General features: G+C 39.1%; 29 protein-coding genes. 17 read left to right on the top strand and 12 right to left on the bottom strand.

Annotation, left to right across the window (positions count from 1 at the left end; all coding sequences use genetic code 11):
- Position 1: 1 nt before the first annotated feature.
- The 4 genes from OB69_RS03340 (at position 2) to OB69_RS18790 (ending at position 2,600) form a co-directional block, all read left to right on the top strand.
- Positions 2–883: a tyrosine-type recombinase/integrase gene (locus OB69_RS03340; protein ID WP_053222272.1), complete on the top strand. Its 882-nt coding sequence runs from the start codon at positions 2–4 to the stop codon at positions 881–883.
- 25 nt (positions 884–908) lie between these two features.
- Positions 909–1,205 (top strand): ribosome hibernation-promoting factor, HPF/YfiA family, encoded by a 297-nt coding sequence (gene hpf / locus OB69_RS03345; RefSeq protein WP_053222273.1) that lies wholly within the window; start codon positions 909–911, stop codon positions 1,203–1,205.
- A 168-nt stretch (positions 1,206–1,373) separates the two neighbouring features.
- The gene (locus OB69_RS03350) at positions 1,374–2,417 is read left to right on the top strand and encodes a TolB-like 6-bladed beta-propeller domain-containing protein (protein ID WP_053222274.1); all 1,044 of its coding nucleotides are present in this window, start codon (positions 1,374–1,376) and stop codon (positions 2,415–2,417) included.
- 18 nt (positions 2,418–2,435) lie between these two features.
- Positions 2,436–2,600 carry a hypothetical protein gene (locus OB69_RS18790; RefSeq protein WP_221404847.1) on the top strand — a complete coding sequence of 55 codons (165 nt, stop codon included), beginning with the start codon at positions 2,436–2,438 and terminating at the stop codon, positions 2,598–2,600.
- Between the two features lie 23 nt (positions 2,601–2,623).
- Here OB69_RS18790 and OB69_RS03355 read toward each other — a convergent pair whose 3' ends face one another.
- The 4 genes from OB69_RS03355 to OB69_RS03370 form a co-directional block, all read right to left on the bottom strand.
- Complete coding sequence (locus OB69_RS03355) at positions 2,624–3,838, bottom strand: porin family protein (RefSeq protein ID WP_053222275.1); 1,215 nt, start codon at positions 3,836–3,838, stop codon at positions 2,624–2,626.
- Positions 3,839–3,983: 145 nt separating this feature from the next.
- Complete coding sequence (locus OB69_RS03360) at positions 3,984–4,814, bottom strand: MOSC domain-containing protein (protein ID WP_053222276.1); 831 nt, start codon at positions 4,812–4,814, stop codon at positions 3,984–3,986.
- A 57-nt stretch (positions 4,815–4,871) separates the two neighbouring features.
- Positions 4,872–5,489, bottom strand: a complete 618-nt coding sequence (locus tag OB69_RS03365; protein WP_053222277.1) for a TIGR04282 family arsenosugar biosynthesis glycosyltransferase — start codon at positions 5,487–5,489, stop codon at positions 4,872–4,874.
- A gap of 5 nt (positions 5,490–5,494) precedes the next feature.
- Positions 5,495–5,989, bottom strand: a complete 495-nt coding sequence (locus OB69_RS03370; protein ID WP_082338054.1) for a rhodanese-like domain-containing protein — start codon at positions 5,987–5,989, stop codon at positions 5,495–5,497.
- A gap of 83 nt (positions 5,990–6,072) precedes the next feature.
- On the opposite strand from OB69_RS03370, the gene meaB reads away from it, so the two are divergent.
- Positions 6,073–7,065 (top strand): methylmalonyl Co-A mutase-associated GTPase MeaB, encoded by a 993-nt coding sequence (meaB, locus tag OB69_RS03375; RefSeq protein WP_053222279.1) that lies wholly within the window; start codon positions 6,073–6,075, stop codon positions 7,063–7,065.
- Between the two features lie 380 nt (positions 7,066–7,445).
- Here the strand turns inward: meaB and OB69_RS03380 are convergent, their stop codons facing one another.
- Entirely contained in the window at positions 7,446–8,159 is a 714-nt protein-coding gene (locus OB69_RS03380) for a head GIN domain-containing protein (protein ID WP_185096856.1), read from the bottom strand.
- Positions 8,160–8,399: 240 nt separating this feature from the next.
- Between OB69_RS03380 and OB69_RS03385 the strand changes: the two genes are divergently transcribed.
- Together OB69_RS03385 and OB69_RS03390 are read left to right on the top strand one after the other, a co-directional pair.
- Complete coding sequence (locus OB69_RS03385; protein ID WP_053222281.1) at positions 8,400–9,734, top strand: NAD(P)/FAD-dependent oxidoreductase; 1,335 nt, start codon at positions 8,400–8,402, stop codon at positions 9,732–9,734.
- Positions 9,735–9,749: 15 nt separating this feature from the next.
- On the top strand, positions 9,750–11,177 hold the full coding sequence (locus OB69_RS03390; RefSeq protein ID WP_053222282.1) for a 4Fe-4S binding protein: 1,428 nt from the start codon (positions 9,750–9,752) through the stop codon (positions 11,175–11,177).
- A 67-nt stretch (positions 11,178–11,244) separates the two neighbouring features.
- Here the strand turns inward: OB69_RS03390 and OB69_RS03395 are convergent, their stop codons facing one another.
- From OB69_RS03395 to OB69_RS03415, 5 genes are all read right to left on the bottom strand, one after another.
- Positions 11,245–11,724, bottom strand: coding sequence for a DinB family protein (locus tag OB69_RS03395; protein ID WP_053222283.1), 480 nt, complete (start codon positions 11,722–11,724; stop codon positions 11,245–11,247).
- A 69-nt stretch (positions 11,725–11,793) separates the two neighbouring features.
- Entirely contained in the window at positions 11,794–13,047 is a 1,254-nt protein-coding gene (gene metK / locus OB69_RS03400) for a methionine adenosyltransferase (protein ID WP_053222284.1), read from the bottom strand.
- Positions 13,048–13,126: 79 nt separating this feature from the next.
- On the bottom strand, positions 13,127–13,837 hold the full coding sequence (locus OB69_RS03405; protein ID WP_053222285.1) for an SAM-dependent methyltransferase: 711 nt from the start codon (positions 13,835–13,837) through the stop codon (positions 13,127–13,129).
- Positions 13,830–14,597 carry an alpha/beta fold hydrolase gene (locus tag OB69_RS03410; protein ID WP_053222286.1) on the bottom strand — a complete coding sequence of 256 codons (768 nt, stop codon included), beginning with the start codon at positions 14,595–14,597 and terminating at the stop codon, positions 13,830–13,832. Before OB69_RS03410 ends, OB69_RS03405 begins: the two co-directional genes overlap by 8 nt.
- Complete coding sequence (locus OB69_RS03415; RefSeq protein ID WP_053222287.1) at positions 14,597–15,310, bottom strand: pyridoxine 5'-phosphate synthase; 714 nt, start codon at positions 15,308–15,310, stop codon at positions 14,597–14,599. The genes OB69_RS03410 and OB69_RS03415 overlap by 1 nt, the downstream gene beginning before the upstream one ends.
- Positions 15,311–15,376: 66 nt before the next feature.
- Here OB69_RS03415 and OB69_RS03420 point away from each other — a divergent pair, with 66 nt between their 5' ends.
- The 10 genes from OB69_RS03420 to OB69_RS03465 all read left to right on the top strand — a co-directional run bounded on the left by OB69_RS03420 (position 15,377) and on the right by OB69_RS03465 (position 23,976).
- A complete protein-coding gene (locus tag OB69_RS03420; RefSeq protein ID WP_053222288.1) occupies positions 15,377–15,829 on the top strand; it encodes a GatB/YqeY domain-containing protein in 453 nt (150 codons plus the stop codon).
- A gap of 4 nt (positions 15,830–15,833) precedes the next feature.
- A complete protein-coding gene (locus OB69_RS03425; RefSeq protein WP_071426692.1) occupies positions 15,834–16,364 on the top strand; it encodes a CvpA family protein in 531 nt (176 codons plus the stop codon).
- Positions 16,361–16,927 (top strand): anthranilate synthase component II, encoded by a 567-nt coding sequence (locus tag OB69_RS03430; RefSeq protein WP_053222290.1) that lies wholly within the window; start codon positions 16,361–16,363, stop codon positions 16,925–16,927. Before OB69_RS03425 ends, OB69_RS03430 begins: the two co-directional genes overlap by 4 nt.
- 93 nt (positions 16,928–17,020) lie before the next feature.
- Positions 17,021–17,686, top strand: coding sequence for a CBS domain-containing protein (locus OB69_RS03435; RefSeq protein ID WP_053222434.1), 666 nt, complete (start codon positions 17,021–17,023; stop codon positions 17,684–17,686).
- A 6-nt stretch (positions 17,687–17,692) separates the two neighbouring features.
- Positions 17,693–18,568 (top strand): NAD kinase, encoded by an 876-nt coding sequence (locus tag OB69_RS03440; RefSeq protein ID WP_053222291.1) that lies wholly within the window; start codon positions 17,693–17,695, stop codon positions 18,566–18,568.
- 41 nt (positions 18,569–18,609) lie between these two features.
- Complete coding sequence (gene porG / locus OB69_RS03445; RefSeq protein ID WP_053222292.1) at positions 18,610–19,344, top strand: type IX secretion system protein PorG; 735 nt, start codon at positions 18,610–18,612, stop codon at positions 19,342–19,344.
- Between the two features lie 81 nt (positions 19,345–19,425).
- Positions 19,426–20,157, top strand: coding sequence for an isoprenyl transferase (locus OB69_RS03450; protein WP_053222293.1), 732 nt, complete (start codon positions 19,426–19,428; stop codon positions 20,155–20,157).
- A gap of 14 nt (positions 20,158–20,171) precedes the next feature.
- The gene (locus OB69_RS03455; RefSeq protein ID WP_053222294.1) at positions 20,172–22,835 is read left to right on the top strand and encodes a BamA/OMP85 family outer membrane protein; all 2,664 of its coding nucleotides are present in this window, start codon (positions 20,172–20,174) and stop codon (positions 22,833–22,835) included.
- Between the two features lies 1 nt (position 22,836).
- Positions 22,837–23,379: an OmpH family outer membrane protein gene (locus OB69_RS03460; protein ID WP_071387072.1), complete on the top strand. Its 543-nt coding sequence runs from the start codon at positions 22,837–22,839 to the stop codon at positions 23,377–23,379.
- A gap of 24 nt (positions 23,380–23,403) precedes the next feature.
- Positions 23,404–23,976, top strand: coding sequence for an OmpH family outer membrane protein (locus OB69_RS03465; RefSeq protein WP_082338056.1), 573 nt, complete (start codon positions 23,404–23,406; stop codon positions 23,974–23,976).
- 74 nt (positions 23,977–24,050) lie between these two features.
- Here the strand turns inward: OB69_RS03465 and OB69_RS03470 are convergent, their stop codons facing one another.
- Complete coding sequence (locus tag OB69_RS03470) at positions 24,051–24,986, bottom strand: tetratricopeptide repeat protein (RefSeq protein ID WP_053222296.1); 936 nt, start codon at positions 24,984–24,986, stop codon at positions 24,051–24,053.
- A gap of 4 nt (positions 24,987–24,990) precedes the next feature.
- Positions 24,991–26,577, bottom strand: coding sequence for an amidohydrolase family protein (locus OB69_RS03475; RefSeq protein ID WP_053222297.1), 1,587 nt, complete (start codon positions 26,575–26,577; stop codon positions 24,991–24,993).
- Between the last annotated feature and the right edge of the window lie 81 nt (positions 26,578–26,658).

Consider the following 26,658-nt stretch of genomic DNA (forward strand, 5'->3'; position numbering starts at 1 on the left):
CATGGTTGATTCATTCTTCAAATACATATCGTTCGAGAAAAGATACAGTAAGCATACTGTTATTTCCTATCAATCAGATCTCGCACAATTCACAAATTACATTTCGGAACAATTTAAATGCAGTGACCTAAGTTTGGCCACTCAAATAATGGTGCGTTCTTGGGTGCTATCTTTAATGGATGCTGGTACTTCGCCCCGTACGGTTAACCGAAAAATTGCTAGCCTTAGGTCGTATTACAAATTCTTGATTAAGCGGAGCAAAATTGTTAAGGACCCAACCTTTAAGGTTCGCTTACTCAAAACCCAAAAAGACTTACCCAGCTTTGCCGATGAAAAAGAATTAGTCAACCTTTTAGACCGATTCGAATTTACTCATGACTTTGAAGGACTGAGACAAAAGCTAATCATCGAATTACTTTACGGAACAGGCATAAGATTATCGGAATTAATTGGGCTCAAAGATTCGGATATTAACCATCATCAAAACACCCTTAAAGTATTGGGTAAGAGAAACAAAGAGCGTGTAATACCCATAGCTGCACCACTCCTCTCACTCATTGCTCAGTATAAAGCTGAGAAAAATCATGTGTTCGGAGGCAATCCAAATGCATTTTTACTCGTAAACAACAAAGGAGACAAGGCATACCCGATGATGGTTTACAGAATAGTAAATAATTTTCTGGACATGGTTTCTTCTACCGAGAAGAAAAGTCCCCATGCTTTGCGACATACATTTGCCACGCACCTTCTAAATAAAGGCGCAGACCTTAATGCTGTGAAAGATCTTTTAGGGCACAGCAGCTTGGCGGCAACGCAAGTATATACACACAATTCGCTTGAAAAGCTGAAATCGGTTTTTGATCAGGCGCACCCTAAAGCTTAAGTTTTAACCCTTAAACATTACGATTATGAAAGTACAGATTCAATCAGTTCACTTCGATGCAGATCAGAAGTTGATCGACTTCATTCAGAAAAAATTAGATAAACTAGATACCTTTTACGACCGAACTATTGATGCAGAAGTCATTTTAAGAGTGAATAATGAGGGGATTGAAAACAAAACGGTTGAGATTAAATTGAACGTTCCGGGCGACCAGCTTTTTGCTGAAAAAACCAACGGTTCGTTCGAAGCCGCAACCGATCATTGTACAGAAGCCTTACGCAGACAAATCAAAAAGCACAAAGAAAAATCTTTGGCGCACTAACGATAAATAAGAATTCATTAAATCAAATGAGCTGCTTTTGTAAAAAGGCAGCTCATTTTTTATTATCGTTTCGAGAATAAAATAAGTACATGTGCTTATATTGATCCTAATTTTTCTATACAAATAATAAAAGGTCAATAACATTTATCTGAAATTAACTGGTCAACTATGTCTTCAAAGCTCAAAACCTGCATCTGTCTCCTATTATCCATTTTCATTTTCGCCAGTTGTAGTTCTTCTGGTAGTGATGCTTCTAATCAAGATATAATCGTCAAAGAATTCCCTAATACAGCAATACTTTCTGGCAAGCCTGCAAAGGAAATTATACTCACCACTACTTGGGCAAACCTTGTTGTGGTTGATACATTTTTAGTGATTCAAAAAAGAGAAGCGCCCTTCATAAAAATATACAGTACAAACAGCCATAAACTACTTGGAGAAATTGGCACGCAGGGTTCGGGCCCAAATGAATTTGAAATGCCAGATATGTTAAAGCAAACCTCTTACGATAAACAGAATAATTCACCCGTAATAAGGCTATACGACATAGGTACTAATCGAATTTCCGAAGTAAATATTCTAAAAGTAATTAAAGGCAGCGATAATGCCATTACGCAAGAACGCGCTCCAGATTTGAATAGTGTCACCGTGACTTTACATCATATTGATGACTCTCTCTTTTTAGCCAACCCTGAAACTGGTGGGAGATTTGTTATTCTTAACTCCAACACAAAGGATACAACATATATTCCTTTCATACCAGTATTGGATGTAGAATTGAAGGACTATACAAAATTCATGATCTTTCAATCTTCGGTTGTTGTCAATAAAAAGAGAAACAGATTCGTTGCAGCCCCCACCTACCTAGATGAATTGAACTTCTTTGATTTGAAAGGAAATTATATCCGCTCCACAATTGTCAGCCCTAGGGAGAACCTGTTGCCCCCTCCTGGAATTCAAATATTGCCAGAGGGAATAAAACGTTATTTCTCTTCACTGGTAGAGGCTGACAATAAAATCTATGCTTCGAGAAGATGGCCAGACGAAGGCAAAATTCAAGTGTTCGATTGGGACGGAAACCCTTTAGAACAGTATACTTTAGAAGTTAATAGCAGAATTGGCTCTTTTACCTATGACAAAATACACAAACGATTTTATGTGTGTTTTCCAGATGAAGAGCCTTATAACATTTATACTTACCCGTTAAATTAAGAGATACTATTTCCGCTTATGAAACTTAAATACTCAATCCCTTTAATTTTGCTACTCATTTTTGCTGGGTATTACTTTGACCACTACAGTTTAACTGATGGTCTATTTATTCTTATTGCCGGACTTGTGGGTGGCGGATTAGCTGAGTTCTTAGTTAAAAAAATAGCGAAGAAGAAAGGCTAGAAACCCCAAAGCTGTTTATATACCTAGAAAATTTTATAGCCAAAGACGATTGATGCTGTTTTATACTTTGTATCATAAAACAAATAATTCAAAAGTTGCCGATTGAAACCATAATCAAAATGGAGACTATATTTATCATTATAAGTATAGCCCAACCCTAGCATTAAATTAGCACCTCTTTTAAAGGTCAAATCTTCACTTTGTTCAAAATCAAATTTTGAATTACCTAAAGTAGTGTTCATCACATAGGAGGCACTAACAAATATGTTAGATTCATCATTAAGAAAAAAGTAATGCCTTATACCTACTGGAATATCAATTGAATTATATCTTGCTATTACAGACTCATTATCAATTTCGACCTTTTTTTCTATCTTGTATGGCGATAAATAAGTTGGCTGAATAAAAAAGCTCCATTTATTTTTATTAAATGGGAAAACATATTCCACTTCAATCCCAAAACTAAACCTCTTCTCACTTCCAAAGTTCAATTTATATGCTTGTGTAGCACTCTGATACTGCCCCGTTCTTTCCAACGAAAGAGAAGCACTTTGAAAACCAGGCTTAAGCCTATACTTAAATATTCCTTGGTCATTTTTTTTTGAGAAATCATTAAATTCAGCATGAATACAATCATTGTAATCTATAAACAGCCTAACTAACTCTTTTTTATCATACTCCAATTCAGATATAGTATTCAATGAAATTGCCTCACATTTTAGCTCGTCCTGAAGTTGTTTTTTATATTGCTTATTTTTTAAAGCTCTTTTATCTGCCGTTAAGTAAGATTTGTAAACGAGTTGACTAATCTCTGAATTTTGCATCCCAAAGAAGTACCTTGTTAAATTTCCATCTCTGTATTCATATAAACTGGCCTTCCCTTCAATAACTACTTTTAAAAATAATTCTTCATTATTGAACGATGGTTCGAAATCATAACTCATGTCACTAAGGCTTTCACTTGATCTATCGATATCACCCACAAACTTTACGTATTTTGATTCACCCAAAATTCCAAACTCTTTAACAGATTCAAGACCCGCAATTTGTATTTGCCCTTCCTCTGCAAGCTTATATTGAAATTGGGTTGGGTTATTGCGCCAAGCCACATTTCTTATCAAACAATCTACTGTCTCACCAGAATTATTTATAAAATATCCTTTATCAAAACGAATTTGAGCGAAACAATTAACACTTAGAACTGAAACAAAAAATAGAGTTAACAACCTGAATCTCATAGCACTACAGAATTATACTTTTGAAGGACATTTTATAAAAGCCCGAAAATATAAATAAACTTAATAAATCCATCTTAAAATTAAATAATTTTAAGATGGATTGCTCGCTCAAGTTTTATCCGTGGTTAAATAGAATACTTATTCCTTATGCTAAATCAGGTTCTTTCCTCTCCAACACTTTAAGCAAATACCCTACTTTTAGTTCGCCTTCGCTGGTAGCAATAAAGTTCTCTCCAAAAAGGATCTTGTTACCGACTTGACGATAAGAGCTGAGGGTTTTTAATGGCTCTTTCCCCTTTTCGGAAGTATCAGGATTCACGGTAGTCATTACGCAACGGGCGCAAGGCTTTACGCCAAACATTTCAATACCATTACAAAACACTCTTCTTATCTCATCTTCCTCGTGAGCCTTTCCTCCCTTAAAAACAATACTCGGCCTGAACCTTCTCATGTCAATTGACTCATTAAGCTTCTCATTCAATTGAGCCAAAGATTCTTCACTGATCATCAGGTAAGGGTAACCATCGGCAAAGCTCACTTTGTCGGTTTCGTTAATGGCATACCGCTGGTCGGCTTGGCGGATGGAATCATCGTGCATGTACATTAGCCTACACTTCATTCCTAAAACAGCACTGAACCATTCGTCAGCTTCGGTGCTCACCGGTTTTGCAGGGCAGGTATCGTCCCAAATGGTCACCATTTCTGGAGAAGTATTGGGTTCGTCCAAACTGATTTTTAGCGGGCTTACCGCTTCGGTTTTGTGCCGAACTATAATTTCTGTTGTAGTCAATTCTGGCTGAAGCAAGGCCATTTTAGCGTATTTGCGCTGAGTGATGAATTGATTGTTTTCATCGACTAACATGAACCTGCGGTCGTTTTGGAAACCACGGCTTTCTACTTTGGCTTTGGCCACTTCAATGCCCGACAATGATTTAATCGGATAAATGTAAAGTGCGGTAATAATCAGGTTCGACATACGGTTAAAATTTGAGCTTGAATTTATTAAAGAATGGAATCTTTCAAGATTCACTTTTTAGGCTTTTCTGTGTCCTTTCAAAATATCTTGTGCCCAATCGCCCAAGTCTTCTTCGGTATCAACATCATTTAAAATAGGGAGTTCAAAATAGGAAATCCCCTTCTTCTTAAAGTCTTGAATGGTAGAGGGGAAAACCTCTTCGGTACTCCATTTCTTATTTTGAAATACATCAGTAATCAAGCGGTTCATTCCGATCAAATAATAGCCTCCATCTACGGCTTCGCCAATCACGGCATCGTGTTTTTCGAGGGAGGAAAAAGCTTGGTTTAGAATTTCAGTAGTTAAGTCATAGCAGTCACTGCCAATGATGCAAATTCTTTCATAGCCCTTGGCAAAAGAAGATTGAAAAGCCTCAAGCATTTTCACGCCCAAGTCGCCTGTCGATTGAACTTCTTTAGAATAATCTTCCGCTGACCATAAATCATTTTCGCCCAAAGCCTGATCGTAAAACACAGTTTTGTCCACCGCTAAAGGTTGGGTTATGGATTTAGTACGCTCCAGCAAACGTTTATAAATCGCTAAAGCGGCCTCCTCTCCTACCGTAGCGGCCAAGCGGGTTTTAGCCCTTCCCAATTCTGGGTTTTTAACAAAAATGATGAGTAATGCCTTTCCCATATATCTTACTTAACCGCTTCCCCTTTTTTCAACCAATGGCCAAATATACCCTTATATACATGTACTTTTTCTGTAGTCTGTTCTTTATCGTCTACCACTTCAAAACCTTGGTTTTTCCAGTTTACAATGCCCAAATCAATGTTATGCACATTCGAAAAACCTTGGTTCTTAAGTTCCTTCGCCAAACTGGCACTTCGAACCCCTACGGTACAATACACCAAAATCTCGGTGTCGGGTTCAATGCTTTTCAGTACTTCGGGTGTAAAACGTTTGGCGCCCGACAAATGACTGACTTCATATTCTGCTTGTTCGCGAACATCCAAGATCAGTAGCTTTTGGGATTGAATTAAGTTCTTCGCCTCTGATGGGCTAATGTTCAACACTTCTTTTGGGTAGAACAAACGTGCCGTTTGTGGTGTAAAATAGAGTATTGTCATCAGCAGAAACAGAAACCCAAATGGCCAAAGCAGCAACCGTTTTCCAAGTTTTTTAAATGCCATCGAGTCTTCTTAAGGATATTTGATCGGTTTGTTCGACAATCATGTTTGGCCAAGTTAAATAATTATTACTTTCGGTACTGAAGATGTTGAAACCAAAAAGACTTAGCGTAAAAGCCTATACGGACGGAATATTGAATTCCGATCGCCTGATTTTGAGCCGTGCCATTACTTTGGTAGAAAGTAATTTACCATCGGATATTGAGCTGGCGCAAGCATTGTTGGAGAACATTATTCCACATGCGGGCAAGGCGATTCGCATTGGTATTACGGGAGTTCCTGGTGTTGGAAAGAGTACTTTCATCGAATCCTTTGGTGAGTTTCTAACGCAGCAAGGCAAAAACTTAGCGGTACTTACCATCGACCCAAGTAGCCAACTGAGCAAAGGCAGTATTTTGGGTGATAAGACCAGAATGGAAACTTTGGCCAGAAACCCGAAAGCCTTTATCCGTCCATCTGCATCAGGCACAGCTTTGGGTGGAGTAAGCGGCAAAACCCGTGAAGCGATGCTGCTTTGCGAAGCCGCTGGTTTCGATGTTATTTTTATCGAAACCGTAGGCGTTGGTCAGTCGGAAACTTTGGTGCACGGTATGGTCGATTTCTTTTTATTACTCATGTTGGCCGGAGCAGGCGATGAACTTCAGGGTATTAAAAAGGGTATTATGGAAATGGCCGATGCGGTAGTCATCAATAAAGCAGATGGCGATAATATTAAAGCCGCAAAAAGGGCTAAAGTTGAATACCAAAATGCACTTCACCTATTCCCTGCTTCAGAATCAAGTTGGATTCCTGAAGTAAAAACCTGTTCTGCCTTACAAAACACTGGCTTGTCTGAAATATGGGAGATGATGGAGAAATACGTTCGTCACACCCGAGCCAATGGTTATTTTGATGTCAACCGAAAGGCTCAGAATTTGAATTGGATGAAGGAAAACATCGGTGCTTTATTGGAACAAGAGTTTTATACCAACAATGCTGTAAAAAACAGCCTTCCTGAAATCACCAAAGCCGTCAAAGAGGGGTCTTTGCCCGCACTAAACGCAGCCAGACAGTTAATTCAAAAATTTAAGGGGGAATGAGAAGAGTCTGTTGGTGCATGACAAAAAGCTCATATCACGAACAGACTCTTTCGGTTTAATCTCTCGACACTAAGTGTTTCTAGTTCCTTCGTTACCACTCAGGATGAAAAGCAGAGTGCATATAAGTAAAGTTCATGTTAACTATTAATGTATGTGGTTTAAGAATCCGAAAAATGTCTAGCGATTGCTCCACCACCAAAAAACGATTGAAACGAAACCACCTGCTTTCTTTTCCTGAGGAACGAAGGATCTAAATTTCACGATTTGAAATAGAAAAGAATCGACCGTTCGGAAGAATCTGTTTTTCTCTGACTTCTCCTCTCTCAACGCGAATACCCCTCTGATATAGCTTTTCAAACTCAGAGAAACATTCTAAAAACCTACTCTCCTTTTCTTACGCTTGAAGCACCCGAAGTATCTGAATCTACAGAAGCATTTCCGCGATAACGAACACTAGAGGCACCAGAAACATTAGCTTCTAATCTTTCAGAAACATTAACTCTTGCATTACTAGCACCAGAAACACGCAAGTCTGCAATTTTATTCTGAAGGTCATAAGCGCTGTAAGTAGAGGCTCCTGTAATTCTAACCGTTTGCCTATCGGCCCTACCTTTTAAATTGATTACGCATGAGCCAGAAACTTCTAGGTTCAAATCATTAACATCTAAATCTAAGCTTAGAGATGAAGCTCCTGAAAGATCAATGCTCATTTTACTACTTTCTAAAGTCTGCATGGTTTTTATGGAAACAGCACCACTGGCAGAAATTGATTCTAGCGACTTTACAGTAAGATAAGCCCTCGGGGTCTCTCTCATTCTATAGCCTCTTCTTCCAGATTGATCTCTCATTTTGATTGTCAGTCTACCTCCTCTTACTTCTGTAATTACATCATCCATGTAGTCCTCATCAATCTCTATTTCCAAAGATTCTTGATTTCCAACTCGGATTTCAACCGCAAAAGCATTACTTACACTCAACTCTCTAACGCCAGATATCTCTCTCTTTTGCTTGGCTTGCCCAAAAGCGGTCGCGGCAAACATTACCATAAAAGCGGCAAATAAAGTGGGTCTCAAAATTCCTATTAATGATTTCATATGCTTAAAACTTAAATCTGGCCTAAAGATAGTTGCCTTTATAAAAGGTTGCACGACCATTCCGAATAACTCCTCAAGATAAATATGTTCATTCATTTAGCAAGGGTGAGGTTAAACATGCGGCATTTATTCCTTAAATTCAGCAGAAGCGAAAGCCAAATATCAAGAATTTGTATTACAGTCATAAAAACGACATGTTCAGGCAACTAAAAACCTCAACTTGGGTATTATCATCCAGCTATGCATAACATTGTAATTATAGGAAACGGCATTTCGGGCATTACTACGGCTCGGCATATCCGTAAACTCAGCGACCACAAAATCACTGTGATTTCTGCCGAAACCGACCATTTCTTTTCCAGAACTGCGCTAATGTACATTTACATGGGCCATATGAAATACGAGCATACCAAGCCGTATGAGGATTGGTTTTGGAAGAAAAACAGAATTGACCTAAAACGCGCCTTTGTAGAAAAAGTAGACACTGATGGTAAAACCCTCCATTTTTCCGGTGGTGAAACTATGACTTATGATAAGTTGGTGATTGCCACAGGTTCTAAACCGAATAAATTTGGATGGCCTGGGCAAGATTTAGAAGGCGTACAAGGCCTATACAGCTATCAGGATTTGGAAAGCATGGAAGCCAATACCAAGAATATTTCTAGGGCCGTGATTGTTGGAGGAGGTTTGATTGGGATTGAAATGGCCGAAATGCTTCGCTCCAGAAATATTCCTGTTACTTTTTTAGTGAGGGAAGAAAGCTTTTGGGACAATGTTTTACCCAGCGGTGAATCACAAATGATCAACCGCCACATCAAAGAACATCACATTGACCTTCGATTAGCGACTGAATTAAAAGAAATTCTTTCTGATGAAAACGGCCGTGTAAAAGCAGTGGTTACTGGAGCGGGAGAAACTATTCAGTGTGAATTCGTGGGGCTCACTGTAGGTGTTTCTCCAAATATAGAATTCTTAAAAGGCTCGAAAATTGAAATAAAAAGAGGCATTTTGGTAGACCCATATTTAAAAACCAATATTGATAATGTGTATGCCCTTGGCGATTGTGCTGAGTTTTTAGAGCCGAACGGAGAAAGAAAAAACATAGAACAGGTTTGGTATACAGGCCGAATGATGGGCGAAGCGCTCGCCAGAACATTATGCGATAAACCCACCAAATATGAACCGGGGCATTGGTTCAACTCTGCTAAATTTTTGGATATAGAATACCAGACTTACGGTTGGGTTTGGGCAAAAGCCAAGGAAAACGAAGGCGACTTTTATTGGGAACATAAAAACGGTAAAGTCTGTCTTCGCTTGCGCTGGGATAAATCTACAGGTAAGCTTTTGGGCGTAAATAACTTCGGTTTTAGACTTCGGCACCACGCTTTTGATAAATGGTTTAAAGAAGGAAAAACAGTTGATTATGCACTTGAGCACTTAAAGGACGCCAATTTTGACCCTGAGCTTTATAAAACCTATGAGACCGAAATCATCGCGCAATTCAATCGTGAAAACGGCAAAAATATTCAGCTTAAAAAGAAAAGCTGGAAACGTATTTTAGACTTTGTATCATAATTCAAATAGACAATAATGTCGACTACAGAACCGAATTTATCCATTTCGAATCCGCATCCAGAAGATACAGATGTAATCCAGAAAATAGCCTTAGTGGTGGCCTGCTTTGGAGTGCTTATACTGCTGGCAGCTTGGGCCAATATAGCCTTAGATGCTTCGGTATTTATGCCCATCGCCATCATTTCCATGATTGGCGGAACCACAGTGTATGGCGCCCGAAGTTATTTGAAACAACCCGAAGGAATTAAGAACAATGGCGTTTGGCACTTCTCATTGACCAGCAGAGGTGCTTTCGCTTGGGCGGTCGGGATTTTACTTACTGGCTTCTATGTGCTTCTGTATTGGTTTCCAGGCTATGTAGGTTTTGTTCAGAATGGTGAAAACCAAGGCTTAGTAGCGCTGTTCGACCCCTTAAGTATGGCCATAAAAGGCCGCCCTGCCAGCCAATGGTTTATGTACGGAACACTGTACACCATCGCTATTTTGGCTTTGGGAATGAAGTTCATTTTTAAATACCGACATAGCCGTTATCAACTTATCAGAACTATTTCGGTGATGATTGCGCAACTGGTTTTTGCTTATACCATACCTGAAATTTTAGCGGCCCTTAATTATAACGATGTGACTACCACGGCTGGCGAATATGTTGGCTATTATGACACTGACATTAAAAACGTTTGGCCACTCGATTACGACTTCTTTTATAGCTACCATTTAGACGCGATGCAAGAAAAGGCCTATCAGCCTTTCGGAATGATTTATTTAGTCGTTGGGATTGGCTTGCTCTTAATCGGAACCCCTATTCTTACCTATTTTATTGGTAAACGTTGGTACTGCTCTTGGGTATGTGGTTGTGGCGGTTTGGCCGAAACTGCAGGAGACCCTTTCCGTCACCTTTCCTCAAAAAAATTAAGCGCTTGGAAACTTGAGCGCTGGCTTATTCATAGCGTAATGGTTTTTGTTTTTGTTATGACAGCCGTTACGCTCTATGGATATTTTACTGGTGCCAGTTCCGTTTTTGGGCTCGATATCTATTCTAAATTCCAAAAACCTTATGGTTTCTTTATTGGGGCTATTTTTTCAGGAATTATCGGAGTTGGCTTTTACCCAATGCTTGGCAACCGCGTTTGGTGTCGTTTTGGCTGCCCAATGGCAGGTTATATGGGAATTATTCAACGTTTTAAATCTAAATTCAGAATTACCACGAATGGCGGTCAGTGCATTTCTTGCGGAAACTGCTCTACCTATTGTGAACAAGGAATTGATGTGAGGGCATATGCTCAGAAAGGGCAAAATATTGTTCGCGCGAGCTGCGTGGGCTGCGGGGTTTGTTCTGCTGTTTGCCCTAGAGGGGTTCTGAAATTAGAAAATGGCCCAGAAGAAAAACGCTACAATTTACCTCCAATTATTATTGGTAATGAGAGCGTGAAAATTTCAGAGTAAATAAATAGCATCATCACTTAACAAAAAAGGAATTGTCAACTGATTTGACAATTCCTTTTTTGTTATCTCAGGTATTAGAAATAATCTCCTCAATCTGACCCAAATGATGTTTTAAGTGCTTGATATAATCATTGATAAAATATTCAAGTGTTGTGGGCTGGTCTGTGGGAACAGGTTTCCAAGCTATTTTATCAAGGTTATGATTAAGCCTTTCCTTCTTTAATATCTTATCAGGAATTTGGCTGATAATGAAATCGATATGGAGGTTGTACTGTCTCCAAAGAATGATCAAATCATGCCATTGCGCACCCGCATAATTTTGGTTTTCTACCCAAGCTACTTGGTCGTAGCCATCAAAAATCAAGTCATCAGTAGATTGTGCCTTTACAATTCGCGCATGGTTATTTGCAGCCGAATCAATCATATGTCCCACAATTTCTTGAATAGACCATTTGCCAGCATCGAGCCTTAGGTTGGCTTCGTTTTCAGGCATCATCATAAAGCGCTCAAAGGCGGAAAGAATAGTTTCTCTTAAATTATGTTCCATAGCTGCTAGTTAAATAAAAAGCCCGATTCAATGAACCGGGCTTTGGGTTAATATTTATACAAGTATAGTTTAAAGCCCGAAAGCTGCCTTTACTTGATCTTGGTAATCTAGTTTTTCCCAAGTGAATAATTCCACTTCTCTTTCGTGCGATTGACCATCAGATCCAATGAAACTTTTCTTTACTATTTCGTTCTTTCTACCCATATGGCCATAAGCCGCAGTTTCAAGATACATTGGGTTTCTCAATTTCAACCTAGTTTCAATTGCATAAGGACGCATATCGAATACTTCAGATACTTTTTTAGCAATTTCGCCATCGGTCATATCTACATGAGCGGTTCCGTAAGTAGAGATAAAAATACCCATTGGCTCAACTACTCCAATGGCATACGAAACCTGTACTAAAACCTCGTCAGCAACACCCGCAGCCACTAAATTTTTGGCAATATGCCTTGTAGCATAAGCAGCAGAACGGTCTACTTTTGAAGGATCTTTTCCAGAGAAAGCACCACCACCGTGAGCACCTTTTCCACCGTAAGTATCTACAATAATTTTTCTTCCTGTTAAACCAGTATCACCGTGTGGCCCACCAATCACAAACTTCCCAGTTGGGTTAATGTGGTATTTAATCTGGTCATTGAACAAGGCCTGAAGATTAGCTGGCAATTTCGCCATCACTCTTGGTATCAAGATATTGATGATGTCCTTACGGATAGTTGCCAACATTTCTTCATCACCTGCAAAATCATCGTGCTGCGTAGAAACCACAATACTGTCAATTCTCAACGGTACGTTGTCGTCAGAATATTCAATGGTTACTTGAGATTTTGCGTCTGGTCTTAGGTAAGGAATTTCCTTACATTCTCTTCTCAGCTCTGCTAATTCCTGAAGAATTTTATGAGAAAGGTCTAAAGCCAGAGGCATGTAATTTTCAGTCTCTTTAGTAGCATAACCGAACATCATACCTTGGTCACCAGCGCCTTGCTCTTCTTTGCTTGCTCTGTCAACCCCTTGGTTAATGTCTTGTGACTGCTCGTGAATGGCAGAAAGCACACCACAAGATTTGCTATCGAACTGGTATTCGGCTTTGGTATAACCAATTCTCTCGATTACATCTCTGGCGATTCTCTGAACGTCAAGGTAAGTTTTAGACTTTACCTCACCTGCCAAAATCACTTGGCCAGTAGTCACTAAAGTTTCACAAGCTACTTTTGAATCAGGATCGAAAGCCAGAAAGTTATCGATAAGTGCATCGGAAATTTGATCAGAAACTTTATCAGGGTGTCCTTCGGAAACTGACTCAGAGGTAAATAGATATGACATATATTAATCTTTATTTCTTGAAATATTGGAGGCCAAAATTAGGCTTTTGATTCTATTATGAAAACAAATGTTTGTAATACTAACTACTGTAAAGCAGAAAGATAGCTGGAGTCTTCTTCATGTCAATGTCTGAAGCTTTCCATTTACCTACTGATTTTGAAACAATATGCTCTGTTGCTCCTGAAATATCCTTGGCTACACATAAGAAAGTTTCTTTTTTTGCTACTTTAAGAATGTCGGTCAATAAGGCTTCATTTCGGTAAGGCGTATCCATAAAAATTTGGGTAACGTTTTTTTGATTCGATTCTTTTTCCAAATCTCTAATGGCCTGCTGTCTTTCCTTTCTGTCGATAGGCAAGTAGCCATGAAAGGTAAATGATTGGCCGTTGAAACCGCTTGCCATCAAGGCCAAAAGTATTGAAGAAGGCCCAACCAATGGATTTACCTTCACCCCAAACTGATGTGCCATGTGTACTAAACGAGCGCCAGGATCGGCCACACCAGGACAGCCAGACTCTGATATCACTCCAATGTTTTTTCCTGAAAGCGCAGGCTGTATCAATTCGAAACAGTCTTCGAAAGAGGTTTTCTTATTTAGAATCTCGAACTGAAGCTCTTCAATCACTAAACCAAGCCTTAACGAACTAAGATATCTTCTAGCAGTTCTTAAATCTTCTACATAAAACAAGTCGCATTTAAGAATGGCCTCGCGCACTTGTTCGGGAATAACCGCTTGCTGGGTATCTGCCGAAATCACATTCGGAATCATAAAAACTTGTCCACTACCCATTTTGCAAATAATCTAAGGTGAGATTTAAAAACTCTTCTGGCTTTTCGGCATGCAGCCAATGACCTACGCCTTCAATCGTTTCGATTTTACTTTTCTTAAAAATGGAATGGATTAAGTTGAAGTCAGAATCCTGAATATAATCCGACTTTCCACCTCGGACAAATAAAGTGGTTCCCTTATATTCAGCATTATGGTTTAGGCCCAAGCCCACTTTATCAATTTCTTTCGCAATTACATCTAAGTTCATTTTCCACTCAAATGCATCGTTATTCCTCGCTAAGTTTTTAAGCAAAAACTGACGCACTCCAAACTCTGGAATATATTCCGCCAGCTTTTCATCCGCTTCTTTTCTAGAACTCAAATTGGGAAGATCTAAAGAGAATAGACCTTTAAAAATAAGGGTGTGATGTGGCGGATAGGATTGTGGACCAATATCGGCTACAATCAACTTATCAACTCGATTTGGGTGCTCAGTAGCGAATGTCATTGCCACCTTACCTCCCATTGAATGTCCCAAAATATGAGCCTTTTCAATATTATGATTGTTCATAAAGTTGAGTAAATCCTCTGCCATTGCAGGATAAGAAAACTCATCATCATGAAAAGACTGACCGTGATTCCGTTGGTCTAGGATGTATACTTTAAAATGCTCAGCATACTTCTTGCCCAGTGTAAGCCAGTTGTCTGATGTGCCCAACAGGCCATGAAGTATAATGAGTGGTTTCCCTTCTCCTAATTCTCTAAAATAGAGTTCTTGCATTATCTTAATTCTCTTAAATAAAGTTGAATAGTATTTTCTAAACCAAAGTATAGCGCATCGCAAACCAAGGCATGCCCAATGGAAACCTCGTCCATAAAAGGGATTTCCTGTTTCAAGTAGGCCAAATTCTTTAGATCTAAATCGTGGCCAGCATTAATTCCAAGGCCTAATTCTTTTGCTCTTGCTGCAGCCAATTTATAATCGGCAATCGCTTTCGTTTTATCCTTTTCGTAAGCAGAAGCATACATTTCGGTATAAAGCTCAATACGGTCGGTGCCTACTTTGGCAGCTCCTTCAATCATATCAATTTCTGGCGCTACGAAAATCGAAACACGTATTCCTGCCGCTTTTAGTTCCGAAATCACCCCTTTCAGAAATTCTTCATGAGCAACCGTATCCCAACCCGCATTGGAAGTTAATACTCCCGGAGGATCAGGTACTAGCGTAGCCTGTTCTGGCTTCACTTCCTTTACCATTTCCATAAAACGTTCGTCTGGGTAGCCTTCAATATTGAATTCAGTAGTTACTACTTTCTTCAAATCGTAAACATCCTGTCTGGTAATATGGCGTTCATCTGGTCGCGGATGCACAGTAATTCCCTGAGCACCAAATCGTTCGCAATCAATTGCTACTTGAACTACATTAGGGTTATTTCCACCACGGGCGTTCCTAATTGTGGCTATCTTGTTGATGTTGACACTAAGCTTAGTCATGGAATATTTTTATTTGCATAACTTTGCCCGCAAGTTAATGATTTCATTGATCGTAAAAATTTTGAGATGAGCCTAAAACAACAGATTGACGCAGATATTAAAAGTGCAATGCTTGAGAAGCGTAAAGATGACTTGAAAGCCTTAAGAGCAATCAAATCGATGATTCTTTTAGCGGAAACTGAAAAAGGAAATACCGAAGGAGTTTCTGAAGATGCTGAAATGAAGCTCTTAATAAAAGCGGTAAAGCAAAGAAGGGACTCTGCACAAATTTATAAAGAGCAAAACAGAGAGGACCTTTATGCTATTGAAATGGCCGAAGTTGAGGTAATCGAAAAATATTTACCAAAACAACTTAGCGAAGAAGAGGTAAAAGCTGAACTTCAGAAAATTATTGCTCAAGTAGGTGCTACTGGCCCTCAAGACATGGGCAAAGTAATGGGCGCAGCCACCAAAGCACTAGCTGGGAAAGCAGATGGCAAAACCATTTCAACTTTAGTAAAGCAATTACTGACAGCCTAATTCATTGAAAACCCTTGACATCATACTATTAATACCGCTCGTTTTCGGGGCGGTAATGGGCTTTAGAAAAGGGTTACTCTTAGAAATCATCGGAATATTGGCTTTTGTTTTGGCGATTATTGGTGGTTTTAAACTTATGGAAATTGGCATTTCCTATTTGCAAGAGCACATAGAAGGCATGGATCACTTGCTCCCTTTTATTTCCTTCTTAGTTATTTTTCTAGCCATTATTCTGTTGGTGAATATGATCGGAAAACTAATGAAGAAGGTAGTGGATATGACACTACTAGGAGGAGTTGACAAATTTGCCGGGGCCATTGTCGGTATTGCCAAATGGGCCATTGGCTTAAGTATTCTCCTTTGGCTTACCAATAATTTTGGTATTGAATTACCTGGGCAAGACGAAGACCTAATACTTTACCCTTATTTGGTAAAACTTGGCCCCAACCTGATTGAAGCCCTAAATGTAGTTTTGCCCTTTGCCGAAGAAATGCTGGACTCTATCAAAGAAATGGTTTCGCCCCAAATCACTTGATACTCATTTTAGACAACTTCGATTCTTTCACCTATAATTTGGTGGACTACTTTGGTCAACTCAACATTGAAGCTGAGGTAATTAGAAACAACGTTTCTATTGAAAGCATTAATTTTAGTAAGTATTCGGCTATTGTTTTATCTCCTGGGCCAGAAAAGCCAGAAAAAGCTGGTATATTAATGGACGTGGTAAAAAGCAAAATTGGTCAAATACCAATGCTTGGAATTTGTTTGGGACATCAGGCCATAGGTCAATATTTGGGAGCTTCTTTGGTAAAAGCCAAGTACCCAATGCATGGTAAGATTTCTAGCATTAAAACCACAGAAGCAATTATATTCAACGATTTACCCAATGAATTTAACGTGGTACGTTATCATTCATTAGTACTTCAAAATTTGCCCAAAAGTCTTTTCCCCATTGCTTATACAGAAAATGGAGAACTAATGGCCTTTGAAAATGTTGAGTTAAAAGTAGCAGGAATACAGTTTCACCCCGAAGCTATTTTGACCCAATACGGATTAGAAATGCTTAAAAATTGGGTGAGTTTTTATAATATTGTTTAAATCACAAGTTGAAAACTGGTTACACAACCTTTTAACGTATTGGGTGATTTGGAGAAATTAGCCTTGCATTTAAAAGGTTTAAACAAAGGCAGCATGACCGCAGCAGAACTGATAAATTATTTGATTCCACCTTTAAAATTAACCGATGATGGCAATAAGGCCATTATTTGGATGGAAGAATTACGCACAAACCAGTTACCTGTGGTGGAAAAAGGAAAGTTCTTAGGCTTTATTTCCGAAGAAGTGATCCTCGAAAATAATGATGCTACACGGCCTATTAGTGAGTACGATTTGTTTGCAGAAGACTGCTTTATTTTTGAAGACCAGCATTTTTACGATGTCATCAAAATGGCACATGAGCATGAAGTGCAACTGGTTTCAATTATTGGAAGAAACGGAAACTTCTTGGGTGTGGTAACCATAGAAGACACCATTAGCAGTTTTGCTCAATCAATGGCTGTTCAAGAACCGGGGGCAATTCTCATTGTTTCGATGAATTATAGAGACTACTCTTTAGCCGAAATCAGCAGAATTGTTGAAGGCGAAAACGCCAAGATTTTGAGTAGCTGTGTAACCAACGATTACATGGATGCCTCAAGAATTAAGCTTACTTTAAAAGTAAACAAGCCAGATATTTCGCATATCAGTGCTTCCATCGAACGTTTTGGATATAAAGTAATTGGTAAATTTCAAGAAATTGAAATCAAATCGAACGACCAAGACCGTTATGACATGTTGATGAAATACCTCAACATTTAACCGCCTATGAAAATTGCCCTCCACGGAAAAAGTATTACGCCCGAAGCCATTGATTGTGTTAAAGATTTACTTCAGGTTTTAAGCGAAAAGTCAATCGACATCGCGATGTCGAAAGATTTTGAAAAGCAGCTAAAAAAAGTAAAGCTCAATGCTAACCCAAGTAGAATTCTCCTGCCCGGTGACGACCTCTCTGATATCGACTTTGTACTCAGCTTAGGTGGCGATGGCACTATGCTCGACACGATAGCTTACACAGCGCAATATGAAACACCCATTGTGGGTATCAACCTAGGCAGACTTGGTTTTTTAGCCACTACCCCGCGTGGTGAAATTAACAATGCGGTTAACGCATTGGTTTCTGGCAATTTCAATGTAGAAAGCAGGTCATTAATTCATGTAGATTCAAACGATGACCTTTTTGCTCCATTCAATTTTGGGTTGAACGAATTTACCATCGTCAAAAAAGAAACCTCATCTATGATTGTGGTGCATACCTACGTAGATGGCGAATACTTAAATGCCTATTGGGCCGATGGATTGATCATATCTACCCCAACGGGCTCAACGGGGTATTCATTAAGTTGTGGAGGGCCATTGGTTCACCCAAGGTTAAAGAACTTTATTCTTACCCCAGTTTCACCGCATAACCTAAATGTTCGGCCAATTATTGTTTCAGACCAAAGCGAAATTACCTTTGAGATTGAAGGTAGAACCAATCGTTTTATGGTGTCTTTAGATTCACGATCGTGCAGTGTAGACGATAAAGTAAAAATATCCGTTAAGAGGGAGTCGTTCGAGGCAAAGCTGGTTAGGTTCGATCATAACAGCTATTTTGATACCTTGCGACAAAAGTTGAATTGGGGGGTAGACGCCAGAAATTGAATTAACAATATTTAACTGGCTATTTTTGAAACAAAATCACAATGTTATCTAGCTTGCGAGCATATCATACGGATAAAACTGTATTACCTAAGTTTTTGAAGAAATCATTCTTGATAGCAGCATTTCTGCTGTCAACTTTCAGTGCGAAAGCACAAGACTCTGAGGTGGGTTTTGAGCTAGGGGCTTATAACTACCTTGGCGATGTAGCCCGCACATATGATTTTGGAAATTCAACTTTAGGGGCACAGTTCTTTGTTAAGAAACACCTTAATAATGGTTTTAACACCCGTATTTCAGCGGGATATGGAAAACTCAAAGGTGTAGATAACGAAGCATTTGACGTGTTTTCAGCAAACAGAAAGGCTTCATTTAAAGGTCGTTTTTTCAACGTTGACTTTCTCTGGGAATATAATTTCCTCGATTATCGAGACGAAAAGCTACAACAGTTCTGGACACCTTATATTTTGTTTGGCCTTGGGGCTTATAAATATACGGGAGAAGACGGTTCTGGAACTTCTTATGATTCTGGATTGAATCTAAAATTACCCATAGGTATAGGGCTTAAATACAGAATTGATAGAAGGTGGACATTAGCAGCATCAACCAGCGCAATCAAAACAAATTCAGACACATTGGATAATGTTTCTGTAGACACTCCTTCGATTAAAGATTACAGAGGGGGCAATCCTAATGATGACGATTGGATGTTCTTCACGTCAATATCCATAAGCTATACACTCTATAAAATCGTGTGTCCGCAAGGCAAATTTAGATAGCTCTGATAAAGAATCAATTAGGGTTTAAAAACAATAACCATTTTCGTACCTTCGCACTCGCTTTTTCGCGAAGCAGATACAATGAAGAACAAAATTAAGCTCGACTCACTTCCAAAACACATAGCCGTAATCATGGATGGTAACGGCCGTTGGGCAAAAAGCCAAGGTGCAGCCCGTGTTTTTGGTCATAAAAATGCCATCAAGGCGGTAAGAGATACTACCGAAGGTTGTGCAGAATTGGGCATTGAATACCTTACTCTTTATGCGTTTTCAACTGAAAATTGGAACAGGCCTAAACTAGAGGTTAACGCCCTAATGCAGTTATTGGTGGCCACCATCAACAAGGAAATAAAAACCTTGATGGATAATGACATCAAATTAACCGCTATTGGTGACATCGCCAGTTTACCAGATTCATGCCAACGCGAATTGGCACAAGCAATGGAAACCACCTCGAATAACAAAAGAATGACTTTAGTTTTGGCTTTGAGTTATAGTGGTAAATGGGATATTACCAATGCAATGAAGCAAATTGCCGCTAAATGCGAAACAGGAGCATTAAAAGCTGAAAACATTACAAGTGAAGTGGTTGAAAACCATTTGTCTACATCGGGGATTCCTGATCCAGAGTTGTTGATTAGAACAAGTGGCGAACAAAGAATAAGTAATTTTCTATTATGGCAAATGGCATATACCGAGTTTTTTATCACGGATACGCTTTGGCCAGACTTTAGAAGAGAGCATTTATATGAGGCAATTGTCTCGTACCAAACAAGAGAAAGAAGGTTCGGTAAAACGAGCGAACAGATATAGAATTAACCTTGGGAATGAAGAAAATATTTTTACTTCTGGTCATTAGCATATGTGGTTTAACGCAAGTTAAAGGGCAGGTGAGATATGGTGTGAATACGGCAGAAGGTGTTCAAATTGACTATACAAACCCAAGGGTTTTTGAAATTGCAGAGGTACAATACACTGGCCTCAGCACCATAGAGGAAAGAGCGCTTACTGGCCTAGTGGGCATTAAAGTTGGCGATAAAATCAGTATTCCCGGAAACGAAATTTCCGATGCCATCAAAAAACTATGGAAGCAAGGCATTATCGCTGATGTTCAGATTTGGCTCACCAAAATTGAAGGAGATAGAGCCTTTTTAGAGTTTAGAATCACCGAGCGACCAAGAATTACAAAATTCGAAATTGAAGGCGTTAACTCCTCTCAAAAATCAGACTTAAAAGAGCAAATTGGCGTAATTGGTAAGGTAGCTAGTGCTCCACTGATTAAAAACAGTGAAAACATTATTCGAAAATATTATGTAGCAAAAGGCTATTTAAATGCCAATGTAAAAACACTTCAAGAGGCAGATTCGCTTGGCAATAAGGGTGCGCAATTGACCTTTATAGTGGATAAAATGTCGAAGGTTAGAATCAATAAAATTGAATTCGAAGGCAACAACTCTTTTTCAGACCAACGACTAAAAAAGCCTTTAAAGAAAACCAATGAAAAACCACGTTTCTGGCTTGTAGCAAGACTTTTCGACCAAATATTTAAGACCAGTCCTAAAACGGTATCAAATTATATGGACTCAACCTATTCTGTAAGTGAGTCTAGATTTAAATCGTTTATAAACGATAACGTAAAGCTCAACTTCCTTCAAAGCTCGAAGTTTATTCAATCAGAATTTGAAGCAGACAAAGATGCGTTGATTGCTTTCTACAATACAAAAGGGTACAGAGATGCGGCCATCGTGAGCAGTAGCGTTAAAAAAGTAGATGATGATTATATAGACCTCGACATCAAAATAGATGAAGGCAATAAATACTATATCAGAAATATTGATTGGACAGGAAACTACAAATACACCTCTTCAGAGCTTTCTCAGGTTTTAGGAATTAAAAAAGGTGATGTATACAATAGAGAAAGAATTGAAGCCAGAACCTCATTTGATGGACAGAACGGAGATGATATCAACTCGCTCTACATGGATGACGGGTATTTGTTCTTTAGGCTTGAAGTAGTTGAGGTAAGAGCTGACAATGACTCTATAGACCTTGAAATGAGAATGTATGAAGGCGAGCAAGCCACTATTAAAAGAATTATTCTTACAGGAAATGATAGAACAAGTGACCATGTAGTGTTAAGAGAAATCAGAACCCTACCAGGACAAAAATTCAGTAGAAAAGAATTAATTAGAACCACGAGAGAACTGGCTCAACTAGGTTACTTCGACCCTGAACAGATCAATCCAAAGCCAATTCCGAACAACGGAGATGGCACTGTAGATATTGAATTCAGCCTTGTTGAAAAATCATCAGATCAAATCCAGCTTTCTGGAGGCTTCGGTGGCCCATTTGGTTTTGTGGGTACAGTAGGGCTTCAACTGAACAACTTCTCGGTTAAAAACATTGGCGACTGGAGCAAATGGAGACCTTACCCGTCAGGTGATGGACAAAGGCTTTCCGTACAGATTCAATCTAATGGTAGACGTTTCCAGAACTATAACATGACTTTCTCTGAACCTTGGCTTGGAGGAAAAAAGCCTAACAACTTCAGTATAAGCTTTAACAGAACAGTAAACAGAACCTTTACAGATTATTACAATCCTTCTGATGTAAATGGGTACCTTAAAGCTTCTGGATTTACCATTGGCTTAGGTAGAAAACTTCGTTGGCCAGACGATTTTTTCACCCTTTCTAATAGTATTTCATACCAATTCTACGATGTATTCAACTTTGGCAATACACTCGGTTTTGCTACCGGTCAGGCCAATAGTGTTACATTCAACACAGCCATTTCAAGAAGTAACATTGATAGTCCGCAGTTTCCTACTAGTGGATCTCAGTTCTCTTTAAATATAAACTTAACACCACCCTATTCACTATTCTTAGATAGATTTAGCGGTGAAGGCAGACCAAACCTTACTACCAGAGAACGTTATCAGTTTATCGAATACAACAAAACTTTAATGGATGCATCGTTCTTTATACAGCTTCCTAGCAAGTTTGTATTAAACGCCAGAGCTCATCTTGGGTTCATTGGTTCTTACGGAAACAAAACCGACACAGGACCATTCGAAAGGTTCTTTTTAGGGGGTAACGGATTAAATGGAGCAAACAACTTTATAATTGGACAAGACATTATTGCGTTAAGAGGTTATGATGATAACAGTATTGTGCCAGTAGACCCAAAAACCGGTTTTAGAGGTGGACTTATCTTTAATAAGTTTGTAGCTGAACTAAGGTATCCTGTATCGCTCAAGCCATCTTCAGTAATTTATTTATTGGGCTTTGGTGAAGCGGGTAATGCATGGAATAATTACTCGGAGTATTCTCCAAGAAATTTATTTAGATCGGCTGGAGTAGGAGCAAGAGTATTCCTTCCTGCATTTGGCTTGCTAGGTCTTGACTGGGCATATGGTTTTGATTCTGATAGAGAATTGGGAATTGATGGAGGTTCTCAAATTCACTTCACTATTGGTCAACAAATCAGATAACATGCACAAAATTTCGCCTGCCATAGTATTATTCTTCGTAATTTCTAACTTTGTGCTCGCTCAAAATAAAGCCTTTGCACAAAAGTTTGGCCACATAGATTCAGAGTATATTCTATCTAAAATGCCTGAATACAGCCAAAAAAAGAAGGAGATAGAAGATCTCCATAAGGAATATGACAAAGTGGTACGGAGTTTGCAAAACGAAGCAGAGAAGATGAGGGCAGAGCTTAGGGCCAAAGAAATTTTGTTTACTCCTGAAATGATAAAGGAAAAACAAAAAGAAGTTGACCTTAAAGAACAAGAAGCCTTAGATAAATCGACAGAGTTTTTTGGTTATGATGGCCTTATATATAAAAAGCAAAACGAATTGTTAAGACCCATCAGACAAAAAATGTTTGAAGCAACAGAAGTGGTTTGTAGAAAACACAACCTCGACTACATGCTTGACAAAGCTGCCGACATGAGCATTATTTACTCTAATCCCGAACATGATTACACAGAGTTTGTGCTAGAGGAATTGGAGTTATTAAAAAAGAAGAACTAAAACATTAATTTGAATCTTAAAGTCATGAATCGTAAACTATTACTCGCTACATCATTGTTTTTAATGGCAATGACAGCCTGGAGCCAGGAATTTAAAGTTGGTTATACAAGCATAGATGCTATTGTATTTAGTATGCCTGAAATTCCTCAAATCAATGCCGACCTACAAGTCTATCAAAAACAATTGGCCAGTCAGGTAGAGAGCAAACAAAAAACAATCGATGCTAAAATTGCAGAGTATCAAAAATTGGCTCAGCAGCCAACAGTATCGCCAACAGTAATGCAAGAAAAAGAAACTGAAATCAGAAAGCTACAAGCCGATTTTGCAAACTTTTCTCAAAAAGCAGACGAATCTTTAAGCAATAAATCGAACAATCTGTTCAACCCAATTTATGTAAAGGTTCAAAATGCCATTGAAGAGGTTAGAAAAGAAAAAGGCTATGGCATGATTCTTAATGCAGGTACTGATACTGGCGGAATCGTTTTAGCAGCAAGAGAAGAAGATAACATTACTAAAGCTGTTTTCGACAAGTTAGGCGTTCCAATGCCTGTTGCACCTGAAGGTGGAGCCCCAGCAGCAAAATCAGGAGGTAACTAAAAAATATCACTCCCAAAATGAAAGGCCATCTCAATTCAATTGAGATGGCCTTTTTGATTCTATGAGCTTTTAAACTAGTCTTTCAATCTATACAAATCAACCTCAGCGGCCACATAGCCAAAGGCAGGCCAATTTCCAGTATCGATTACTTTTTGGAAAATCTCTTTCGCCTTGGTAGTGTCTCCATTATACAAATACCAATTTCCCATTCCGTAACCTTGAGTAGCCAAGCTAAGCGCCACATCCATTTGGTCAGTTCTGAGCAGCTCTTCTTTTGCCAGCTCACCCTTGTACATCATAATGCGCTTATAATAACTATCGTTTTCGATAATGTTCATTTCTGAATGAATCGGCTCAAGTACTGTGGCGGCCTCTTCTGCTTTACCTTCTCGCATAAGGCTCATATAAAGCCAATCCGTAGTAGCCACAAGTAGGTCATCATTTACACTGTATTTCAGGCATTCCTTATAAATAGCAGTAGCTTCTTCAAATTTACCTTGGAGATAAAGCGACAAACCATAGTGATAAAGAATGTTGAATTGGGTATTTGAAAGCGGAATATTCATGCTATTTGGTGCACCATCAGGTTCAACCTCAATCTTCTCTTTGTCCATCAACTCAAAGGCCTTTTTATAATCAACTTCTGCCTTTTCAAATTGGCGTGTACTAATGTAGCGATGACCTCTATGTCTATAAAGCTTATAAGAATTCGGAAACTTATTAATTCCCGCTGTAAACACCTCAATGGCTTTATTATAGTTGGTTAAATACGCCCAACGCCTTCCTAACCAAATGGTATTCATTTCGCTAGGCTCGTCATCAAAGTTCTTTTGAGCTTCTTCTAAATTAGCAGTCAAGGCTGAAGTAGCTTCTTCACTTCTGTCGGGAATATAAAGGGCCGTGCCATCCACAGCATAGGCTTGAACTTCTTCTTTTTCTTCAGCCTTATCGCCTGAACAAGCAAAGAAAAACACAGTACAGCATAGTAATATCGATAAGTGAGCTTTCATATACTTAGTATTTATCCGTCAATTTAAAGGTCATTCCATTCTTTTTCTCATCTACTATTTTCTTCACATCCTGTAGAAGTTTTTTGGCATCATATACTATTCCGTCCTTCACTGTATAACGAACTCCCCCAACACGGATAAGTTCATTGTCATCATTCAGTTTTAATGCTCCTGTACCGTAAAGCACCTTTAAATTTTGTAAAGGATTTTCTTCTACAATTACAAAATCTGCAAACTTACCTACTTCAACTGTTCCAATTTTATCGGCCATTCCCAAAGCTTCTGCTCCATTCAATGTTGCAGACATAATTACTTCTAGCGGGTGGAATCCTGCTTCGCGAAGCAATTCTAATTCACGGATATAAGCAAAACCATACAACTGGAAGATAAACCCAGAATCGGAACCAGCAGTTACTCGGCCGCCACGGTTTTTGTATTCATTCACAAAAGTCATCCATAAACGATAATTTTCTTTCCAAGCCACTTCTTCTTCCGTTCCCCAATAAAACCAATAAGAACCATGCGATCTTTTGCTTGGGCGATAGAATTCCCAAAGCGAAGGAAGGGTATATTCTTGGTGCCATTCGGCTGTATAAGCACGCATTAAATCACGGCTAGCTTCATAAATATTGAAGGTGGGATCTAAAGTGAAATCCAAGTCAATCAATTCATTCATTACGTTGTTCCAATGATCTGAAAAAGGAGGTGCTGCCTGTGCCCAGAGTCTACCTGCTTCCCCAAAACGGTCCTGTTCGTTTCTGTAGTTATAGTCTAAACTGTAGTTCTGAACCCTTCTATCTGTGAATAGCGCTTCGGGCAGGCCATACCAATGCTCCATTGAAGTCAATCCAGCTCGGGCAGAATTTAGCACATTCCAACGCACTACGTCCATTTGCGCATGATGCATCGCGGACCTTAAGCCTAACTTTTTATTTTCCTCTAAAGCAGCCTGCATAATTTCTGGGGCAGCTCCAAAAAACTTAATACCGTCTGCTCCTTTGGCTTTATTTTGCCTTACCCATTCTCTGGCCATTTCTGGTGTTGAAATTGGTTCTTTGGCTCCTTGGCCAAAACCTGTGTAGGCCAAAATTCTAGGGGCAGTGATGGTATTTTGATTACTCTTTTCTTTCTGATCTAAAACCCACTGAAGACCATTGCCTGTAGAAGGATCGCGAATGGTGGTAATGCCGTGTGCCAACCAAAGTTTAAACACATATTCTGCTGGTGTACCTTGTGCAGACCCTCCTATATGGCCGTGCATATCTACGAAACCTGGCATTAAGTACATGCCTTCCAAATCCATTACTTGATCCTTTGGCCCTACTTTCGGGCGGTCTTGTTCACGGATTTCTAAGCCTGGGTAGCCTACATTGTAAATACCTTTAATAATGTTCTTTTCCACCACTATGTCCACTGGGCCTGTGGGTGGCGCTCCGTTGCCATTGATCAGTGTAACTCCCCGAATGATAAGTCTTTCGAAAGGCCCTTCGCCTTCGCTACGGTTGGGTGCTTTTTCTATTTGCGCTTGCAGGTGACCTACTATGATGAGTAGAAAAAGGGACACGATTGTCCTCAAGAAGTATTTTTTCATAGTGATTAAGGTTGAATTAGTGCAGAAGATAATTATTTCCTCATCAGAACACAACGCTGCTTATTTTGGTGGAGCTAAATG

Origin of the sequence: Roseivirga seohaensis subsp. aquiponti (assembly GCF_001267955.1) — a bacterium.
Classification (GTDB): Bacteria; Bacteroidota; Bacteroidia; order Cytophagales; family Cyclobacteriaceae; genus Roseivirga; species Roseivirga seohaensis.

Excerpts from the sequence above, each read along its gene's own strand:
- OB69_RS03370 (WP_082338054.1), bottom strand. The coding sequence starts at position 5,989 with ATGGCATTTAAAAAACTTGGAAAACGGTTGCTGCTTTGGCCATTTGGG.
- OB69_RS03395 (WP_053222283.1), bottom strand. The coding sequence starts at position 11,724 with ATGGAACATAATTTAAGAGAAACTATTCTTTCCGCCTTTGAGCGCTTT.
- OB69_RS03350 (WP_053222274.1), top strand. The coding sequence starts at position 1,374 with ATGTCTTCAAAGCTCAAAACCTGCATCTGTCTCCTATTATCCATTTTC.
- OB69_RS03470 (WP_053222296.1), bottom strand. The coding sequence starts at position 24,986 with ATGAAAGCTCACTTATCGATATTACTATGCTGTACTGTGTTTTTCTTT.
- OB69_RS03360 (WP_053222276.1), bottom strand. The coding sequence starts at position 4,814 with ATGTCGAACCTGATTATTACCGCACTTTACATTTATCCGATTAAATCA.
- porG (WP_053222292.1), top strand. The coding sequence starts at position 18,610 with ATGTTATCTAGCTTGCGAGCATATCATACGGATAAAACTGTATTACCT.
- OB69_RS03415 (WP_053222287.1), bottom strand. The coding sequence starts at position 15,310 with ATGACTAAGCTTAGTGTCAACATCAACAAGATAGCCACAATTAGGAAC.
- OB69_RS03440 (WP_053222291.1), top strand. The coding sequence starts at position 17,693 with ATGAAAATTGCCCTCCACGGAAAAAGTATTACGCCCGAAGCCATTGAT.
- OB69_RS03410 (WP_053222286.1), bottom strand. The coding sequence starts at position 14,597 with ATGCAAGAACTCTATTTTAGAGAATTAGGAGAAGGGAAACCACTCATT.
- OB69_RS03465 (WP_082338056.1), top strand. The coding sequence starts at position 23,404 with ATGAATCGTAAACTATTACTCGCTACATCATTGTTTTTAATGGCAATG.
- OB69_RS03365 (WP_053222277.1), bottom strand. The coding sequence starts at position 5,489 with ATGGGAAAGGCATTACTCATCATTTTTGTTAAAAACCCAGAATTGGGA.
- hpf (WP_053222273.1), top strand. The coding sequence starts at position 909 with ATGAAAGTACAGATTCAATCAGTTCACTTCGATGCAGATCAGAAGTTG.
- OB69_RS03460 (WP_071387072.1), top strand. The coding sequence starts at position 22,837 with ATGCACAAAATTTCGCCTGCCATAGTATTATTCTTCGTAATTTCTAAC.
- OB69_RS03405 (WP_053222285.1), bottom strand. The coding sequence starts at position 13,837 with ATGGGTAGTGGACAAGTTTTTATGATTCCGAATGTGATTTCGGCAGAT.
- OB69_RS03385 (WP_053222281.1), top strand. The coding sequence starts at position 8,400 with ATGCATAACATTGTAATTATAGGAAACGGCATTTCGGGCATTACTACG.
- OB69_RS03355 (WP_053222275.1), bottom strand. The coding sequence starts at position 3,838 with ATGAGATTCAGGTTGTTAACTCTATTTTTTGTTTCAGTTCTAAGTGTT.
- OB69_RS03390 (WP_053222282.1), top strand. The coding sequence starts at position 9,750 with ATGTCGACTACAGAACCGAATTTATCCATTTCGAATCCGCATCCAGAA.
- OB69_RS03380 (WP_185096856.1), bottom strand. The coding sequence starts at position 8,159 with ATGAAATCATTAATAGGAATTTTGAGACCCACTTTATTTGCCGCTTTT.
- OB69_RS03450 (WP_053222293.1), top strand. The coding sequence starts at position 19,426 with ATGAAGAACAAAATTAAGCTCGACTCACTTCCAAAACACATAGCCGTA.
- OB69_RS03420 (WP_053222288.1), top strand. The coding sequence starts at position 15,377 with ATGAGCCTAAAACAACAGATTGACGCAGATATTAAAAGTGCAATGCTT.
- OB69_RS03435 (WP_053222434.1), top strand. The coding sequence starts at position 17,021 with ATGACCGCAGCAGAACTGATAAATTATTTGATTCCACCTTTAAAATTA.
- OB69_RS03455 (WP_053222294.1), top strand. The coding sequence starts at position 20,172 with ATGAAGAAAATATTTTTACTTCTGGTCATTAGCATATGTGGTTTAACG.
- OB69_RS03340 (WP_053222272.1), top strand. The coding sequence starts at position 2 with ATGGTTGATTCATTCTTCAAATACATATCGTTCGAGAAAAGATACAGT.
- OB69_RS03475 (WP_053222297.1), bottom strand. The coding sequence starts at position 26,577 with ATGAAAAAATACTTCTTGAGGACAATCGTGTCCCTTTTTCTACTCATC.
- metK (WP_053222284.1), bottom strand. The coding sequence starts at position 13,047 with ATGTCATATCTATTTACCTCTGAGTCAGTTTCCGAAGGACACCCTGAT.
- meaB (WP_053222279.1), top strand. The coding sequence starts at position 6,073 with ATGTTGAAACCAAAAAGACTTAGCGTAAAAGCCTATACGGACGGAATA.
- OB69_RS18790 (WP_221404847.1), top strand. The coding sequence starts at position 2,436 with ATGAAACTTAAATACTCAATCCCTTTAATTTTGCTACTCATTTTTGCT.